The organism is Rhodovulum adriaticum, assembly GCF_004345735.1.
In the GTDB taxonomy this organism is placed as follows: Bacteria; Pseudomonadota; Alphaproteobacteria; order Rhodobacterales; family Rhodobacteraceae; genus Rhodovulum; species Rhodovulum adriaticum.
In genome coordinates this window covers 46,689-60,543 of record NZ_SLXL01000005.1, presented here as the reverse complement: position 1 = coordinate 60,543, position 13,855 = coordinate 46,689, and the positions used below count along the sequence as shown (strand labels likewise).

The following is a 13,855-nucleotide window of genomic DNA, read 5'->3' as shown; positions in this document are numbered from 1 at the left end:
GGGGATGAGAACCGGCATCTACATTTCGGGCGCGGCGCACCTGCTGCTGATCGCCTGGGTGATGCTGGCGGGGCTGTTTTCCGTGCCGCGGCCCGCCCCGATGCAGGTCAGCGATGTCAGCCTGGTTTCGGCCGAGGACTTCGCCGCGCTGAACCAGCCCGCCGCCGCGCCCGCGCCGGTGGATGCGGTCGCGCCGCCCGAAAGCCCGGCCTTGCCGTCCTCGCCCCGGCCCGTGCCCGCGCCCGAGGATCGCCCGCGCACGCCCGCGCCGCCCGAACCGCAGGCCCCGGCCCGCCCCGATGACGCGCCGGATGCCAGCGGCGCGCAGCCCGTGCCCGGCACCCAGGTTACCGACACCGTGACCGCCCCGCCCGCGCCCGAGGTTTCCGACGCGCCCCCGGCCCCCGTGCCCGACAGCGCGCCCCCGCGGCCCGCCGCGCGGGTGGCCCCCACGGCCGCGCCACGCCCGCCCGAGGATGTGGCGATCGCCGACCTGCCGCCGCAGCCTGCCACCCGGCCCGATCCCGCGGCCCCGGCAGAGGCCGAAGAGATCCCCGCCGCCGCCCCGCCCGAGGCCACGACCGAGATCGTGACCGAGGCCGAGGAACGCCCCGACACGGGCCGCGCGCTGGCCAGTTCCCCGCGCCCGCGTGCCCGGCCCGCGCGCCCGGCGCCGACAGACACGCCGCCCGCCGCCGACCCCGCCCCTGCGCCCGAGGACCAGATCGCCGATGCCGTGGCCCAGGCGGTGGGCGGTGAAGCCAGCGCGCCGGGCAGCGGCCTGGCCGCCTCTGGCCCGCCCCTGAACGCGGGCGAGCGCGAGGGCTTGCGCGTGGCGGTGTCGCGGTGCTGGAACGTGGGCTCGTTGTCGTCCGAGGCGTTGGCGACCACGGTCGTTGTCGGCGTCGAGATGGAACAGGACGGCACGCCGCGCCCCGATACGATCCGCCTGCTGTCCTGGTCGGGCGGGTCCGAAGATGCCGCGCGCCGGGTCTACGATTCCGCCCGCCGCGCGATCATTCGCTGCGGCAGTGCCGGTTTTCCGCTTCCGCCCGAGAAATATGCGCGCTGGCGTGATATCGAGATGACATTCGACCCCGAAAAGATGAGGACCAGATGATTGCGCGTATCCTGACCCTTTTCCTTGTTCTGGCCCTTGGGGCCGGCTTGGCGCCCGCGCAGGCGCAGGACGGCCCCCTGCGCATCGTGATCGACGAGGGTGTGATCGAACCGCTGCCCGTCGCCGTGCCCGATTTCGTGGCCGAGGATGCGCGCGCCGCCGATTATGCCCGCAACATCGCGCGGGTGGTCGCCGCCGATCTGGCGGGCACCGGCCTGTTTCGCGAAATCCCCGAAGAGGCGCACCTGACCACCGTCACCAGCTTTGCTAGCCCGGTGCAGTTTTCCGACTGGAAGGCGATCAATGCCCAGGCGCTGATTACAGGCGCGGTGGGGCTGGATGGCAGCGGGCGGCTGACGGTCAAGTTCCGGCTGTTCGACGTTTTCGCCGAGGCGCCCCTAGGCGACGGTCTGCAATTCGGCGGGCCGGCCACCAGTTGGCGGCGCGTCGCGCACAAGGTGGCGGATCAGGTCTATAGCCGGATCACCGGCGAGTCGGGCTATTTCGACAGCCGCGTGGTGTTCGTGGCTGAACGCGGCCCCAAGAACGCCCGCCAGAAACGCCTGGCGATCATGGATTACGATGGCGCCAACGTTCAGTTCCTGACCGATGCCTCGGCGCTGGTGCTGGCGCCGCGGTTTTCGCCGACCGGCGACCGGGTTCTGTTCACCAGCTACGAAAGCGGCTTTCCCCGCATCTATCTGATGGATGTGGCCAGCACCCGCCGCCGCGCGCTGGACGAACAATCGGGCACGATGACCTTTGCCCCGCGTTTCGCCCCCGACGGGCAGCGGGTTGTCTTCTCGCTCTCGCAGGGGGGGAATACGGATATCTACATGCTGGATCTGCGCAGCGGACAGCGCATGCGGCTGACCTCTGCCCCCTCGATCGAGACTGCGCCCAGCTTTGCCCCCGACGGGCAGCAGATCGTGTTCGAAAGCGACCGCTCTGGCAGCCAGCAGCTTTATGTCATGCCCGTCACAGGGGGTGAACCGCGGCGCATTTCCTTTGGCCAGGGGCGCTATGGCACGCCGGTCTGGTCGCCCCGCGGCGACCTGATCGCCTTTACCAAGCAGAACAAGGGCCGGTTCCATATCGGGGTGATGCGCACCGATGGCTCCGAGGAACGGCTGCTGACCGCCTCTTTCCTGGATGAGGGGCCGACATGGGCGCCCAACGGGCGGGTCATCATGTTCACGCGCGAAACCTCGGGGGCGCAGGGGGCGCCGTCGCTTTATACCGTTGATATCACGGGTCGGAACCTGCGGCAGGTGTCCCTGCAAGGGGCGGCGTCGGACCCGGCCTGGTCGCCGCTCTTGCCCTGAGCGCGCGTTTTCAAACCAGAACCCGGCTGATAGGATGCCGCCCAAGAGGCAGAGCGAGGAAAGGAAACCGGACATGCGAAGCATCTCCAGCAGTATCGTGATCGCGGCGGCGCTTGCGCTGTCGGCCTGCAGCAATCCCAGCGGCATGGGCTGGGGCAGCGGGGGCGCTGGCGGGATCGGCGGGGCGGCCAGTTCCGATCCGACCTCGGCGGCCTATTTCCAGGAAACCGTGGGCGATCGCGTGCTTTTCGCCGTGGACGAAAGCACCCTGTCCGACACCGCCCGCGCCACGCTGGAGGCACAGGCCCGATGGCTGATGTCCAACCCCGAATACGAAGCGGTGATCGAGGGCCATGCCGATGAGCAGGGCACGCGCGAATACAACCTTGCCCTCGGCGCCCGCCGGGCCAGCGCGGTGCAGGAATTCCTGGTCGCGCGCGGCGTGTCGCCGGCGCGGCTGAAGACCGTCAGCTACGGCAAGGAACGCCCGATCGAGATCTGCTCGGTCGAGGCGTGCTATGCCAAGAACCGCCGCGCCGTCACTGTCGTGACCGCCGGGCTGGGCAGCTAGGGGGATGGCGATGCGCATCGCGGCGCTGATCCTGGGGCTGGCGCTGGCCCTTGGTCCGGGGATGCCTGGCATGGCCCAGACGCGCGACGAAACCCTGGCCGACATCCGTCAGGAACTGTCGGTGCTGTTCGTTCAGGTGCAGCGGCTGAAGCGGGAATTGTCCACCACCGGCGGTGTTTCGGTGCCGCCTGCGGGCGGCTCGACCCTGCAGCGCATCGACGCGATCGAGCAGGAATTGCAGCGCCTGACCGCCCGCGCCGAGGAGATGGAACACCGCATTCAGCGCATCGTCGAGGATGGCACGCGCCGCATTGCCGACCTGGAATTCCGCCTGGTCGAGTTGGAGGGCGGCGACGTCAGCCAGTTGGGCGAAACCACCACCCTGGGCGGTGTCGATCTGCCGACCGCTGCCCCGGCAACCCCGCCGCAGGGCGATCAGACCGCCGAACTGGCCGTCGGTGAACGGGCCGATTTCGACGCCGCGCGCGCCGCGCTGGAGGCGGGGGAATATGCCACCGCCGTGGACCTGTTCACGGCGTTTTCGCAGGATTACCCGGTCAGCCCCTTTGCCGCCGAGGCGCATTTCCTGCGCGGAGAGGCGCATTGGGCCCTGGGGGAAACCTCTGCCGCGGCGCGCGCCTATCTGGACAGCTTTTCCGGCGATGCGTCGGGCGCCCGGGCCCCGCAGGCGCTGGTCAAGCTGGGCCTGGCCCTGGACGAGTTGGGCCAGGCCCGAGAGGCCTGCGTAACCCTGGGCGAGGTCGGCCGCCGTTTCCCGGAAACGGCCGAGGCACAAGAGGCCGCGCAGGCCATGGCCGGCATCGGCTGCCAGTGAGCGCCATGGCCGCGGCGCTGGCCCGGAATTGCCCGGATGGCGTGCCGCTGGGGGTGGCAGTGTCGGGCGGGGGCGACTCGCTGGCCCTGCTGCTGGCGCTGGCCGAGGTGGGGGGGCGCCCCCTGCATGCCGTCACCGTCGATCACGGCCTGCGCCCCGAGGCTGCGGCCGAGGCCCGCTTTGTCGCGCAGGTCTGCGCCCGGCTGGGGGTGTCCCACGACACGCTGACCTGGGGCGGCTGGCAGGGGCGCGGCAATCTGCAAGATGCGGCCCGGCAGGCCCGTTACCGCCTGATCGCCGACTGGGCGCGGGCGCGCGGCATCGGCCATGTCGCGTTGGGCCATACGCGCGACGACCAGGCCGAAACGCTGCTGCTGCGGCTGGCGCGCGGGTCGGGGGTGGACGGGCTGTCTGGCATGGCACCCCGGCGCCGGATGGACGGGATCGCCTGGCTGCGCCCGCTGTTGGAAATCCCGCGCGCCGATCTGCGCGTCTGGCTGCGGGATCGCGGGCAGGACTGGATCGAGGATCCCAGCAACGATGACCCCCGTTTCGACCGTGTGCGTGCCCGCGCGGCCCTGGCGGCGCTGGCGCCCCTGGGGGTGGACCCTGCCGGGCTGGCCGCGACAGCGGCGCGGCTGGCCGAGGCGCGCGCGGCGCTGGAGCATTACACCGTGCAGGCCGCCGGGCGGATCGTGCGTCAGGATCGCGGCGATCTGCTGCTGGCGCGCGCGGGGCTGCGCGACCTGCCCGCCGAGATCGCCCGCCGGCTGTCCCTTGCCGCGCTGCGTTGGGTGGCCAGCGCCCCCTATGGCCCCCGCGCCGAGGCGTTGACCAAGGCGCTGGAGACGCTGGAAAACGCCCCCCGCGTCACCCTTCACGGATGCTTGATTACCTGCGAGGGCGACAGCCTGCGTATCACGCGCGAACCGGCCGCGGTGGCCGAAACCGTGGCGCCGCCCGGCACGCCCTGGGATGGGCGCTGGCAGGTGAGCGGGCCGGGGCAGGGGGGCGAAACCGTGCGCGCCCTTGGGGAAAGCGGGCTTGCGGCCTGCCCCGACTGGCGCGCGGCGGGGTCGCCGCGTCAGTCGCTGTTGGCCTCGCCCGCGGTCTGGGCCGGGGACCGTCTGGTGGCCGCGCCGCTGGCGGGCTGGCCGCAGGGATGGCGGGCCACGCCGCTGCCGGGCTTTGCCGACTGGCTAGTATCGCATTGAACCCTGTTCCTTTATCTCTATCTTAGGGCAACGGACCGGGCCTGGGCGCCCGTCTGCCCGAAATTCAAGGAGAACGCTGTGGGCAACGCGAGACAAATCGCCTTCTGGGTCGTGCTCTTCCTGCTGATCCTGGCCTTGTTCAATCTCTTCAGCGAGGGCCAGTCTACCATGGCCTCGCGCTCCATCAGCTATTCGGAGTTCCTGCAAAGCGTCGAGGACGGGGAGGTGACGAGCGTCACGCTGGATGGCGAGCGCGCGACGATCCGCGAAAACGACGGGACCGTGGTCACCACGGTCGTACCGCAGGGCGCGGATGTGACCGACCGCCTGCTGGACAGTGGCATCGACGTGCGTGCCGAACCGCAGGAACAAAGCGGTCTGCTGGCCTATGTCGGCACGCTTCTGCCCTTTATCATCCTGATCGGCATCTGGCTGTTCCTGATGAACCGCATGCAGGGCGGCGGGCGCGGCGGCGCCATGGGCTTTGGCAAGTCCAAGGCCAAGCTGCTGACCGAAAAGCATGGGCGCGTGACCTTTGACGACGTGGCCGGCATCGACGAGGCCAAGGAAGAACTGGAAGAGATCGTCGAATTCCTGCGCAACCCGCAGAAATTCAGCCGCCTGGGCGGCAAGATCCCCAAAGGCGCGCTGCTGGTCGGCCCGCCGGGGACGGGTAAGACGCTGCTGGCCCGTGCCATCGCGGGCGAGGCGGGTGTGCCCTTCTTTACCATATCGGGGTCGGATTTCGTGGAAATGTTCGTGGGCGTCGGCGCATCCCGTGTGCGCGACATGTTCGAGCAGGCGAAAAAGAACGCCCCCTGCATCGTCTTCATCGACGAGATCGACGCCGTGGGCCGATCGCGCGGCGTGGGCTATGGCGGCGGCAACGACGAGCGTGAACAGACGCTGAACCAGTTGCTGGTGGAAATGGACGGGTTCGAGGCCAACGAGGGCGTCATCATCATCGCGGCCACCAACCGGCCCGACGTTCTGGACCCCGCGCTGCTGCGCCCCGGCCGTTTCGACCGGCAGGTGCAGGTGCCCAATCCCGACATCAAGGGCCGCGAGAAGATCCTGGGCGTGCATGCCCGCAACGTGCCGCTGGGCCCCGACGTGGACCTGCGCGTGATCGCGCGCGGCACGCCGGGCTTTGCCGGGGCGGACCTGGCAAACCTGGTGAACGAGGCGGCGCTGATGGCCGCCCGCGTCGGCCGACGCTTTGTCACGATGGAGGATTTCGAGAACGCCAAGGACAAGGTGATGATGGGCGCGGAACGCCGGTCCATGGTCATGTCCGAGGACGAGAAGAAGTTGACCGCCTATCACGAGGCCGGGCACGCCATCGTGGGCCTGAACGTTCCCCAGCACGATCCCGTTCACAAGGCGACGATCATTCCGCGCGGCCGTGCCCTGGGTCTGGTGCTGTCCCTGCCCGAGCGTGACCAGCTGTCGGTCAGCTATACCAAGTACAAGTCCAAGATCGCCATGGCGATGGGCGGGCGCGTGGCCGAAGAGCTGAAATTCGGCAAGGAAAACGTGACCTCGGGGGCGGCCAGCGACATCCAACAGGTGTCCAAGATCGCGCGGGCCATGGTTACGCAGTTCGGCTTTGCCGATGCGGAACTGGGCTATGTGGACTACGCCAACGAACAGGAAAGCTATCTGGGCGCCTATGGCGGGGGCACCAACCACTCTGCCGCGACGCAGAAGGTCATCGACGACAAGGTGAAGGAAATCGTCGACGAAGGTTACGATACCGCCAAGCGCATCCTGACCGAGAAGCGCGAAGAATGGGAACGGCTGGCGCAGGGCCTGCTGGAATACGAGACCCTGACCGGGGCCGAAATCCAGAAGGTCATTGACGGCGAGCCGCTGAACCGCGGTGACGACGAGGATACGCCGCCCTCGGGCGGGGATATGCCCTCGGTCACGGCGATCCCCAAGACCCGCACGCGGCCCAAGCCGGGGATGGAACCAGAGCCCTCGGCCTGAGCCGGACACGAGTGCCGCCGCCCCCATCGGGGCGGCGGTTTTCTTTTTAAATTGCGTGCCTTCGGCACATTCCTTTTTGCGGCCCGTGCCGGGCCGCGATGGGGGTATTGGGGCCAAGAAGAAGACAGGCGGTGCCGTAATGGGGACCGGGCATGTCGGAGGCGGTGGGACGGTGCGCGGGGAACCCGTGTACCCCTGAGGACAGGGAGAGGGGAGGACAGGCGATGCACCAGCCCAGCGATATCGAGATTGCCCGCGCGGCGGAAAAACGGCCCATCCGAGAGATCGGGGCGGAACTGGGCATCCCCGAAGAGGCGCTGCTGCCCTATGGGCATGACAAGGCCAAGGTGGGCGCCGGGTTCATCGCGGGGCTGGCGGGGCGTCCGCGCGGGCGGCTGGTTCTGGTTACGGCGATCAACCCCACCCCGGCGGGCGAGGGCAAGACAACGACCACCGTGGGGCTGGGCGACGGGCTGCGGCGGCTGGGGCACAAGGCCGCCATCTGCATTCGCGAGGCCAGCCTTGGCCCCTGCTTCGGCATGAAGGGGGGCGCGGCCGGGGGCGGGCGGGCGCAGGTCGTGCCGATGGAGGACATGAACCTGCATTTTACCGGGGATTTTCACGCGATCACGGCGGCGCACAACCTGCTGGCCGCGATGATCGACAATCACATTTACTGGGGCAATGCACTGGGGCTGGACCAGCGGCGCATTACCTGGCGCCGCGTGATGGACATGAACGACCGCGCCCTGCGGCAGGTTGTCTGTTCGCTGGGGGGTGTTTCCAACGGTTTCCCGCGCGAGACCGGGTTCGACATCACCGTGGCCTCAGAGGTGATGGCGATCCTGTGCCTGGCCACCGATCTGGACGATCTGCAGCGGCGGCTGGGCGCCATCATCGTTGGCTATACCCGGGAGCGTGCGCCGGTTACGGCGCGCGACCTGAAGGCCGATGGCGCGATGACGGTGCTGTTGCGCGACGCGTTGCAGCCCAACCTGGTGCAGACGCTAGAACACACCCCGGCCTTTGTCCATGGCGGGCCGTTTGCCAATATCGCCCATGGCTGCAATTCGGTGATCGCGACCGATACCGCCCTGCGGCTGGCCGATTTCGTGGTGACCGAGGCGGGGTTCGGCGCCGATTTGGGCGCCGAGAAATTCATGAACATCAAGTGCCGCAAGGCGGGGCTGGCGCCTGCGGCCGTGGTCGTTGTGGCCACGGTCCGGGCGTTGAAGATGAATGGCGGGCTGGGCAAGGACGATCTGGGCGCCGAGGATGTCGCCGCGGTGGAAAAGGGCTGTGCCAATCTGGGGCGGCATATCGAGAATGTGAAATCCTTTGGTGTGCCGGTGGTGGTGGCGATCAACCATTTCACCGGCGATACAGAGGCCGAGATTGCCGCCGTGCAGGCCTATGTGCGCACCCAGGGCAGCGAGGCGCTCCTGTGCACCCATTGGGCCGAGGGGGGCGCGGGCACGCAGGCGCTGGCCGCGCGGGTGGCGGAGATTGCCGCCGCCGACCGGGCGAATTTCGCGCCGCTCTACCCCGATGAGATGGGCCTGTTTCACAAGATCGAAACCATCGCCAAGCGGATCTACCGCGCCGACGAGGTCTTGGCCGACCAGAGGATTCGCGACCAGTTGCACGCCTGGGAAACGGCCGGGTACGGGCACCTTCCGGTCTGCATGGCCAAGACGCAGTATTCCTTTTCCACGGATCCGTCCCTGCGCGGGGCGCCGGTGGGCCATTCCGTTCCGGTGCGCGAGGTGCGGCTGGCGGCGGGGGCGGGATTTGTCGTGGTGATCTGCGGTGAGATCATGACCATGCCCGGCCTGCCCAGCCGGCCGGCGGCAGAGGGTATCGGGCTGACCGCCGAGGGCGCGGTCGAGGGGTTGTTCTGAGGCGCATTGCAGGTGCCGCCGCCGCGCGGTAAGCCAAGCAAAACGCATGGCTGAAACGAGGGGGCGCGGATGCGAAACCCGCAGGATTGCCGGACCATGGCGGAGCTGCGCGCCGAGATCGACGCGCTGGACGGCGAACTGGTGGCGCTGCTGGTGCGGCGGGCAGGCTATATCGACCGCGCCGCGGCGCTGAAACCGGGCGAGGGGTTGCCTGCACGGATTCCGGCGCGCGTGGATGAGGTGCTGGCCAATGTGCGGGCGCGGGCCGGGGCGGCGGGGCTGGACCCCGACCTGGCCGAACGGCTGTGGCGGGAGTTGATCGAATGGTCGATCCGCCGCGAAGAAGGTGTGATGGGATCGACGGAGGACCGGGCATGAGCGCAACCCTGATCGACGGCAAGGACTTTGCCGCCACGATTCGCGAAAAGGTGGCCGGCCATGTGCGCCACCTGCACGAGGAACACGGGATCACGCCCGGTCTGGCCGTGGTGCTGGTCGGCGAAGATCCGGCCAGCCAGGTCTATGTGCGCAACAAGGGCGCGCAGACCAAAGAGGTTGGAATGGCCTCTTTCGAACATCGCCTGCCCGCGGAAACCAGCGAGGCCGAGCTGCTGGCGCTGATCGACCGGCTGAACGGGGCCCCCGCTGTGCACGGGATACTGGTGCAGCTGCCGCTGCCCGACCATATCGACGCGGCCAAGGTCATCAACGCGATCGATCCGGCCAAGGATGTGGACGGGTTTCATATTTCGAATGTCGGGCTGTTGGCGACGGGGCAAAAGGCGATGGTGCCATGCACCCCCCTGGGCTGTCTGATGATGCTGCGCGACCGGCTGGGCGATCTGTCGGGGTTGGACGCGGTCGTTGTGGGGCGGTCCAACATCGTGGGCAAGCCCATGGCGCATCTGCTGCTGGGCGAGAATTGCACCGTGACGGTGGCCCATTCCCGCACGCGCGATCTGGCGCAGGTCTGCCGCCGGGCCGATATCCTGGTGGCTGCGGTGGGGCGGCCGCAGATGATCCCCGGCGACTGGATCAAGCCGGGCGCGACCGTGATCGATGTAGGCATCAACCGCATCCCCGCGCCAGAGCGGGGCGAGGGCAAGACGCGGCTGGTGGGTGACGTGGACTTTGACAGCGCGGCAGAGGTTGCCGGGGCGATCACGCCGGTTCCGGGCGGGGTCGGGCCGATGACCATTGCCTGTCTGCTGGCCAATACCGTGACCGCCTGTTGCCGCGCGCACGGATTGGCAGAGCCCGAGGGCCTGACCGCCTAAAGCGGCACGGGCACGATCGTCCCCAGCAGCGTGGCGGTGTGGGTGCGGTTTTCGCCGTCCTCTGCCCAGACATCGGCCCGCACGATCACCAGGCGGCGGCCGGGTTTGACAACCTCGCCCCTGGCGATCAGGCGCTGGCCGCGCCCCGGCGCCAGCAGGTGCAGCTTCATCTCGCTGCTCAGCACCTCGTGCCCTGGCGGCAACAGGCTGAGCGCGGCATAGCCCGCCGCCGTATCGGCCAGCGAAAAGGTGAACCCCGCATGGGCATAGCCCTGTTGCTGGCCAAAGGCCGGGTTCAGCGGTGCGGTGATTTCCGCCTGGCCGGGGGCCAACGCGGTGATCGCGGCGCCCAGCGATTGCATCATGCCCTGCGCGGCAAAGCTGTCATTCACCGTGCGGGCGTAATCGGGATTGCGGGGTTCGAACTGCATGGGGCCTCCGGTCCGGGTCGGGGCAGGCTAGCCGGGCGGGGGCGCATCGCGCAAGCGGATCAGACGCGCATCGGCACGGGCACCGGGGGCGTGCCCAGCAGGATCGCCACCGCGCGCGGCCCCATCAGCGCATCCAGCACCGGCGCCGTGCAGGCCAGCCCGCCGGTATAGGCGCCATAGGCGGGCAGGATCGCGCGCTGTCCGTCGGTCAGCAGGCAGCGGCGGGTGATGCGCCGCCCGCGCAGGGTTAGGCACGTCTTGGGGTGGTAATGGCCCGACACCTCGCCCGGCAGGGGCGCGTCCGGGTCCGCGATATGGCGAAAGGTCAACGGCCCCTCGCGCGCCTCGGCCAGGTGAGTGCCGGCCAGCCCGGTGGGGCCGGGGTCGTGGTTGCCGGTGATCCAGATCCAGCGTCGCCCGGCCATCAGTGCGGTTAGCCGCGTGGCCGCCCAATCGGGCAGGGCGCGGGCGGCGGTATCGTCGTCGAAACTGTCGCCCAGGCAGATGACCGTGGCCGGGGCGGTGGCGGCGATGTCGTCCTCCAGCCGGGACAGGGTTTCGGCGGTGTCATAGGGCGGCAGCAACGCCCCGCCCCGCCGGGCCATGCGTTCGGATTTGCCCAGGTGCAGGTCGGACACCGCCAGCAGGCGCGCATCCGCCCACCACAGCCCGCCCGAGGGCAACGCCGTGACCCGCGCCCCTGCCAGTGTGAAATCATAGCCGTTCATGATTTGTTTTCGACCTGATCCGGGCTGCGATTGCAAGGGGTCAGGCCAGCCCGGCCTCTGCCATCAGGCGGTTCGCGGCCTCGTCCAGCAGGCGCTGTTCGGCGGCGCCTTTCACGGGGATGCGCCCGGCCTCCAGGAACAGCGGCGCGGCCAGCGGTGTGACGCGGGGGCAGGGGACATGGTCGATGCGGCCCTGCACGCGGGCCAGCATCGCCTCGATCCGGCCGAAATCGACAAGGCCCTTCATCGCCTCTTCGCGGGTGATGTCCAGCATGACGTGGCCGGGGTCGTATTTCGTCAGCGTGTCGTACAGGATGTCCGAGGAAAACGTTGCCTGCCGCCCGCTTTTGCGGCGGCCGGGGGTGTTCCGCTCGATCAACCCGGCGATGATGGCGGATGTTCGAAAGGTCCGCTTCATAACCGCGTTCTGGCCCAGCCACCCCTCGAACGCGGTGCGTAACTCGTTCGATTGCAGCAAGTGCGCCGGGTCGGTCACAGGCTCCAACCCCCAGATCAGGGTGGCGTAATCGGTCGCGACAAAGCCCAGGGGCGCAAGGCCTGCCTCCTCCATCCGGCGGGTCAGCAACAGGCCCAGCGTCTGTTGTGCGTTGCGCCCGGCGAACCCATAGACGCACAGGTGATGCCGCCCCTCGCGCGGGAAGGTTTCGACCAGCAACCGGTCGCGCGTGGGCAGGCGGGACAGGTCGCGCTGCAACGCCAGCCAGTCGGCGGTGTGGGCGGGCAGGGCCGACCAGTCGCCCGCGCGGAACAGGGCCAGGATGCGGTCGGCCAGCCGGGTGGAGGTGGCGAACTTGGTGCCCGCGAAAACAGCGATCCTGGGTTCGCGCGTTCGGCCGCGGCTGACCTCGACCACCATTTCGCGCAGACCCTCATAGCGGACCACCTGTCCGCCGATCAGGAAGGTATCGCCGGGTGTCAGCGTGGCGGCAAAGGCCTCCTCGACCTGGCCCAGGGGGGCGCCAGCGCGGGCCGGTTTCAGCCGCACCTTCAGCATCTCTTCCTCGACGATGGTGCCCAGGTTCATGCGGATCGCGCGCGCGCTGCGCGGGTCGCGCAGGCGCCAGCGGCCGTGGTCGTCCTGCATCAGCCGCTGCCAGCGGTCATAGGCGCGCAGCGCATAGCCCCCCGTGGCCGCGAAATCCAGGCAGGCGTCGAACTGCGCGCGGGTCAGGCCGGTGTAGGGGCCGGCGCGGGTGACCTCGGCAAACAGGTCGTCGGCGTGGAACGGCCCCGCCGCGGCGGTGGCCAGGATATGCTGGCACAGCACGTCGCGCGCGCCCGGCCCGCGCGGCTCGCCATCCAGATCGCCCGCGCGCACGGCCTGCAGGGCGGCGACGCATTCGACCACCTCAAACCTGTTGGCGGGCACCAGCAGTGCCTTGGACGGGGCGTTGTAGCGGTGGTTCGCCCGCCCGATCCGCTGCACCAGCCGTTTCACGTTCTTGGGGGCGCCCACCTGGATCACCAGATCCACATCGCCCCAGTCGATCCCCAGATCCAGCGAGCCGGTGCAGACCACCGCGCGCAATTGCCCTGCGGCCATCGCGGCCTCGACCTTGGCGCGGGCGTCGCGTGACAGGCTGCCGTGGTGGATGGCGATGGGCAGGCTGTCCGTGTTCGCCAGCCACAGGTCGTGAAAGAACAGCTCTGCCTGTGCGCGGGTGTTGTGAAAGATCAGCGTGGTGCGGTGGCGTGCCACCTGATTCAGGATCGCGGGGATGGCATAGCGCCCGCCGCCCCCGGCCCAGGGCGGGGGCGTGCCGGTGTCCAGCATGGCGATATCGGGCGCGGGGCCGGGATCGGCGGTCAGCACCTCGCACGCGTGGGGGTGGGGCGCCAGGAACCGGCCCAGGGCGGGGGGATCGTCCACCGTGGCCGACAACCCGACCCGGCGCAGGCCGGGGCACAGGGTTTGCAACCGCGCCAGCCCCAGCATCAACTGGTCACCGCGTTTCGATTCCGCCAGCGCGTGGATTTCATCGACGATCACGCGTTTCAGCCCGGCAAAGATGCGCGGCGCATCCTCATAGGACAGCATCAGCGCCAGGCTTTCGGGCGTGGTCAGCAGGATATGGGGCGGGTCGGCGCGCTGGCGGCGGCGTTGCGTCTGGGGGGTGTCGCCGGTGCGGTCCTCTACCCGGATATCCAGCGCCATTTCCGCGATCGGGGCGGACAGGTTGCGGCGGATGTCGGCCGTCAGCGCCTTGAGCGGCGAGATGTAGAGCGTGTGCAAGCCGGGGGGCGGTTTGGGGCCAAGCTCTGCCAGCGTCGGCAGGAATCCGGCAAGCGTCTTGCCCCCGCCCGTGGGCGCCACCAGCAGCAGTGCGGGCGTGGCGGTGCGGTCCAGCATCGCGCGCTGATGGGGATGCATGGACCAGCCGCGCGCGGCGAACCAATCGGCAATATGCGGGGGCAGGGCGTGCATGCCCCCTATCTAGGC

General features: G+C 69.3%; 12 protein-coding genes. 9 read left to right on the top strand and 3 right to left on the bottom strand.

Features of this window, described 5'->3' with window-relative positions; genetic code table 11:
• The first annotated feature begins 4 nt into the window (after window positions 1-4).
• From EV656_RS09185 to folD, 9 genes are all read left to right on the top strand, one after another.
• A complete protein-coding gene (locus EV656_RS09185) occupies window positions 5-1,120 on the top strand; it encodes a hypothetical protein (RefSeq protein ID WP_132602672.1) in 1,116 nt (371 codons plus the stop codon).
• 11 nt (window positions 1,121-1,131) lie between these two features.
• Entirely contained in the window at window positions 1,132-2,445 is a 1,314-nt protein-coding gene (gene tolB / locus EV656_RS09180) for a Tol-Pal system beta propeller repeat protein TolB (protein ID WP_132603024.1), read from the top strand.
• A gap of 73 nt (window positions 2,446-2,518) precedes the next feature.
• On the top strand, window positions 2,519-3,016 hold the full coding sequence (gene pal, locus EV656_RS09175) for a peptidoglycan-associated lipoprotein Pal (RefSeq protein ID WP_132602669.1): 498 nt from the start codon (window positions 2,519-2,521) through the stop codon (window positions 3,014-3,016).
• Between the two features lie 10 nt (window positions 3,017-3,026).
• The gene (ybgF, locus tag EV656_RS09170; protein WP_132602666.1) at window positions 3,027-3,851 is read left to right on the top strand and encodes a tol-pal system protein YbgF; all 825 of its coding nucleotides are present in this window, start codon (window positions 3,027-3,029) and stop codon (window positions 3,849-3,851) included.
• 5 nt (window positions 3,852-3,856) lie between these two features.
• Entirely contained in the window at window positions 3,857-5,065 is a 1,209-nt protein-coding gene (gene tilS / locus EV656_RS09165) for a tRNA lysidine(34) synthetase TilS (RefSeq protein WP_132602663.1), read from the top strand.
• A gap of 78 nt (window positions 5,066-5,143) precedes the next feature.
• A complete protein-coding gene (gene ftsH, locus EV656_RS09160) occupies window positions 5,144-7,057 on the top strand; it encodes an ATP-dependent zinc metalloprotease FtsH (RefSeq protein ID WP_132602660.1) in 1,914 nt (637 codons plus the stop codon).
• Between the two features lie 224 nt (window positions 7,058-7,281).
• Window positions 7,282-8,958 (top strand): formate--tetrahydrofolate ligase, encoded by a 1,677-nt coding sequence (locus EV656_RS09155; RefSeq protein WP_132602657.1) that lies wholly within the window; start codon window positions 7,282-7,284, stop codon window positions 8,956-8,958.
• A gap of 69 nt (window positions 8,959-9,027) precedes the next feature.
• A complete protein-coding gene (locus EV656_RS09150) occupies window positions 9,028-9,336 on the top strand; it encodes a chorismate mutase (RefSeq protein ID WP_132602654.1) in 309 nt (102 codons plus the stop codon).
• The gene (gene folD, locus EV656_RS09145) at window positions 9,333-10,235 is read left to right on the top strand and encodes a bifunctional methylenetetrahydrofolate dehydrogenase/methenyltetrahydrofolate cyclohydrolase FolD (RefSeq protein ID WP_132602651.1); all 903 of its coding nucleotides are present in this window, start codon (window positions 9,333-9,335) and stop codon (window positions 10,233-10,235) included. Before EV656_RS09150 ends, folD begins: the two co-directional genes overlap by 4 nt.
• On the opposite strand, the gene EV656_RS09140 is transcribed toward folD, so the two are convergent.
• Genes EV656_RS09140 through EV656_RS09130 form a run of 3 tightly spaced genes read right to left on the bottom strand, consistent with a single transcriptional unit; the run spans window position 10,232 to window position 13,840 of the window.
• Window positions 10,232-10,666, bottom strand: a complete 435-nt coding sequence (locus EV656_RS09140; RefSeq protein ID WP_132602650.1) for a PaaI family thioesterase — start codon at window positions 10,664-10,666, stop codon at window positions 10,232-10,234. The two genes, folD and EV656_RS09140, sit on opposite strands and share 4 nt — an antisense overlap.
• A 59-nt stretch (window positions 10,667-10,725) precedes the next feature.
• Window positions 10,726-11,394 carry a ligase-associated DNA damage response endonuclease PdeM gene (gene pdeM / locus EV656_RS09135; protein ID WP_132602647.1) on the bottom strand — a complete coding sequence of 223 codons (669 nt, stop codon included), beginning with the start codon at window positions 11,392-11,394 and terminating at the stop codon, window positions 10,726-10,728.
• 40 nt (window positions 11,395-11,434) lie between these two features.
• Window positions 11,435-13,840, bottom strand: a complete 2,406-nt coding sequence (locus tag EV656_RS09130) for a ligase-associated DNA damage response DEXH box helicase (protein WP_132602644.1) — start codon at window positions 13,838-13,840, stop codon at window positions 11,435-11,437.
• Between the last annotated feature and the right edge of the window lie 15 nt (window positions 13,841-13,855).